The 3,343-nt window shown below is 72.5% G+C and carries 4 protein-coding genes; all 4 read left to right on the top strand.

Annotated features, from left to right (window positions below; all coding sequences use genetic code 11):
- Positions 1-111 precede the first annotated feature (111 nt).
- Positions 112-978, top strand: a complete 867-nt coding sequence (locus ABEA26_RS35450) for a bifunctional DNA primase/polymerase (RefSeq protein ID WP_345598121.1) — start codon at positions 112-114, stop codon at positions 976-978.
- 431 nt (positions 979-1,409) lie between these two features.
- On the top strand, positions 1,410-1,928 hold the full coding sequence (locus ABEA26_RS35455; RefSeq protein ID WP_345598122.1) for a hypothetical protein: 519 nt from the start codon (positions 1,410-1,412) through the stop codon (positions 1,926-1,928).
- A 123-nt stretch (positions 1,929-2,051) separates the two neighbouring features.
- The gene (locus ABEA26_RS35460; protein WP_345598123.1) at positions 2,052-2,894 is read left to right on the top strand and encodes a DUF4097 family beta strand repeat-containing protein; all 843 of its coding nucleotides are present in this window, start codon (positions 2,052-2,054) and stop codon (positions 2,892-2,894) included.
- Between the two features lie 148 nt (positions 2,895-3,042).
- Positions 3,043-3,343, top strand: a 301-nt coding sequence (locus ABEA26_RS35465) for an ATP-binding cassette domain-containing protein (RefSeq protein WP_425587957.1), incomplete at its 3' end; no start/stop codon positions are given.

The following is a 3,343-nucleotide window of genomic DNA, read 5'->3' on the forward strand; positions in this document are numbered from 1 at the left end:
AAGAGCCACAAGAGGTGAAGCGTTCCGGCACTTTTTCCGCCCACCCCTCCTCCCCGGCGCGTCGCACGCAGCGCCCTTCCCTTTTTCGAACGTGCGTACGAGCATGGACTCATGGCCACCACCGACCGGCAGGCCACGACGCTGGCCCTCGCACACGCCCTGTCAGCCGCCGAACGCGGACTGGCCGTCATCCCGCTGTCCCGGACGAAGCTCCCGGCCCTGCGCTCCCCCCACCGCCACGCCCCGGCGCCCGCCCCCTGTCACGGCGAGTGCGGCCGCTTCGGCCACGGGGTCTACGACGCCTCCACCGACCCGGCCCGCATCCGCGAACTGTTCGCCGCCGCGCCCTGGGCGACCGGCTACGGCATCGCCTGCGGCCTGCCCCCGCACCAACTCATCGGCATCGACCTGGACACGAAGGCCGAGACGGACTCCTCGACCGCCTTGCGCGAACTCGCCCTGCGCCACCTGTTCACGATCCCGCCCACGGTCGTGGTTCTCACCCCCAGCGGCGGCCGCCACCTCTGGCTGAGCGGCCCGCCCGACGCCGTCGTTCCCAACTCGGCGGGCCGCCTCGCCCCCGGCATCGACATCCGCGGTGCCGGCGGCTACCTGGTAGGCCCCGGCTCCCGCACCCGGCACGGGGCGTACGTCGCCGCACCCGGCACGGCCCACCTGCCCCCCGCCGCCTGCCCGCCCGCGCTCCTGCGGCTCCTGCTCCCGCCGCCCCGCGCCCACCAGCAGACCCACATCACGACGGAGGCGCACGGCCGGGGACTCGTCCAGTTCGTCCTCGGCGCCCACGAGGGCCGGCGCAACGCCCGCCTGTTCTGGGCCGCCTGCCGCGCCTACGAGGACGGCATCGGCCCCGCCCTCGTGGCCCCGTTGGTCGAGGCGGCCCTCGACACCGGCCTGGCCGAACGCGAGGCCCGCGCGACGATCGCGTCCGCGGCCCGCATGACGGGCCACCAACCCTGACCCGGCCCGGGCCGGAATCCCGCCCCGCCCTCCGCAGCACGGCTGACACCGCGTGGCACCGATCGACACCTCAGGCACAAGCCGGCACCACCCCGGCGCCATTGAGCGCCACCAGGTGCCACCAGGTGCCACCAGGTGCCACCGGGCACCACCGGGCACCATCGAGTGCCTCCAGGCACCACCGGGCGCCACCGGGCGCCACCGGGCACCATCGAGTGCCATCGGGCGCCTCCAGGCACCACCGGGCGCCACCGGGCGCCACCGGGATGCCACTGAGCTCGATTGAGTACCAATGACCACCACTCCCCACCACCAGCAAGCCACGATTCGTCAACACATTCCCGCAGGTCAAGAGCCCGCCCCCGACGACTGATGCAGAAATAGCACCTCAGGCCTTGCCTGTGGCGCCACAGTGATGCCATGATGACGCCATGGACCTCACCCCGTATGTCGATACACTGCGCCGCGAACTGGCGGTGGCCGCCGAAGCCGGCGGGGAAGATGCCCGGGAGCTGGCCGAGAGGCTCACCGCTCCGCTGGAGTCGGCGACCCGGCTGACCATGCTCAACGTGCTCTCCGCCGCGATGGACGAGATCACCCGCGAGCTCGCTCCCGGCTCTGTCGACGTACGGCTGCGCGGGCTCGATCCCGATTTCGTGGTGACACCGCCGCCCACCGATGGCAGCGCCCCCGCGGAGCGGGCCACGCCCGTCGAACCTCTCAACACCCCGGCCCCGGCCGACGGCGACGAGGGCGGCACCGCCCGCGTCAACCTGCGCCTGCCGGCCCACCTCAAGGCACGCGCCGAGGACGCGGCGACCCGCGAGGGCCTGTCGGTCAACGCGTGGCTGGTGCGCACCGTATCGGCCGCGGTCGACGGTCCCGCCCGGCCGCGTACGACGGAGAAGACCCGGACCGTCGGGCAGAGCTTCACCGGCTGGGTTCGCTAGCCGCGCGCCCACCTCACCCGGCCGCGCCACGTCACCCGCACCACCACCTCACCCGTACCACCACCTCACCCACACGACGCCCCCAGCGGGGACGCTCCGAAGACCCAAGAGGACGGGACAGCCATGCCTTCTTTCGACACTCCCCAAGCGATCTCGGCCACGGCGCGTGTGGAGGCCGGGTCCATCCAGTTCACCGCGGGCGACCGTCTCGACACCGTCGTCGAAGTGCGGCCCCGCGACCAGAAGAAGGACCTGGACGTGCGGACGGCCGACCAGACCGAGGTCACGTACGCGAGCGGCGTACTGACCGTCAGGACACCCAAGGCGAGTCTGTTCGGCCGCACCGGCACCGTCGACGTGACGGTCGAGCTGCCCGCGGGTTCACGCGTCGACCTGACCGGCGCCTGGACCCAGGTACTCGGCGAGGGTCGGCTCGGCGAGTGCCGGGTGAAGACCTCGTCCGGTGACGTCCGTCTCGACACGACCGGCCCGCTGAACCTGACCGCGTCGCACGGATCGATCACCGTCGACCGGGTCGAGGGCCCGGCCGAGATCACCACCAGTTCCGGGAGCCTGCGTGTCGGTCTGGTGGACGGCCCCGCCGTCCTGAAGAACTCGCACGGCACCACGACCGTCGGCGCCGCGACCGGCGAACTGCGGGTGAGGGGTGCCAACGGCGACATCGACATCGCGCGCGCCGAGGACTCGGTGACCGCCGTCACCGCCCACGGGACCCTGCGCGTGAGCGACGTGGTCCGCGGCAGTGTCCAGCTGGAGACCTCCTACGGTGCCATCGAGGTCGGCGTCCGCGAGGGCACGGCCGCCTGGCTCGACGTCCACTCGGTCTCCGGCCAGGTACGCAACACGCTCACCGCGTCCGAGACCCCGCAGAAGACCGAGGACACCGTCCAGGTGCGGGCCCGCACACGGCACGGCAACATCGACGTCCGCCGCGCCAAGACCTGAGCGCCTCCTTCCCCTCGAGCCGAGGCCTGAGCGCCCCTTCCCACCGGGCCGGACACCCACACACCCACATCCCCCCCCCCCCCCCTCCCCCTCCCTCTCCCCCATCCGCTTCCGCCTTCGATCGGAGAGCCCCATGCCTTCATCTGTCATGCCCACACCCATACAGCGGAACGGTCACACGTCGCCGACCGCCGTGTCCGCCCTCGGCCTGCGCAAGTCGTACGGCGACAAGACCGTCCTCGACGGCATCGACCTGCACATCCCGGCCGGTTCCGTGTTCGCGCTGCTCGGGCCGAACGGGGCCGGCAAGACCACCGCCGTCAAGATCCTCTCCACCCTCATCACCGCCGACGGCGGACAGGCCCAGATCGCGGGCCACGACCTCACCGCCGCCCCCCAGGCCGTACGCGCCGCGATCGGAGTCACCGGGCAGTTCTCCGCCGTCGACG

Origin of the sequence: Streptomyces marokkonensis (assembly GCF_039539045.1) — a bacterium.
GTDB classification, from domain to species: domain Bacteria; phylum Actinomycetota; class Actinomycetes; order Streptomycetales; family Streptomycetaceae; genus Streptomyces; species Streptomyces marokkonensis.

Bases quoted from the DNA above. Each gene is read 5' to 3' on its own strand.
- ABEA26_RS35455 (WP_345598122.1), top strand. From the start codon at position 1,410: ATGGACCTCACCCCGTATGTCGATACACTGCGCCGCGAACTGGCGGTG.
- ABEA26_RS35450 (WP_345598121.1), top strand. From the start codon at position 112: ATGGCCACCACCGACCGGCAGGCCACGACGCTGGCCCTCGCACACGCC.
- ABEA26_RS35460 (WP_345598123.1), top strand. From the start codon at position 2,052: ATGCCTTCTTTCGACACTCCCCAAGCGATCTCGGCCACGGCGCGTGTG.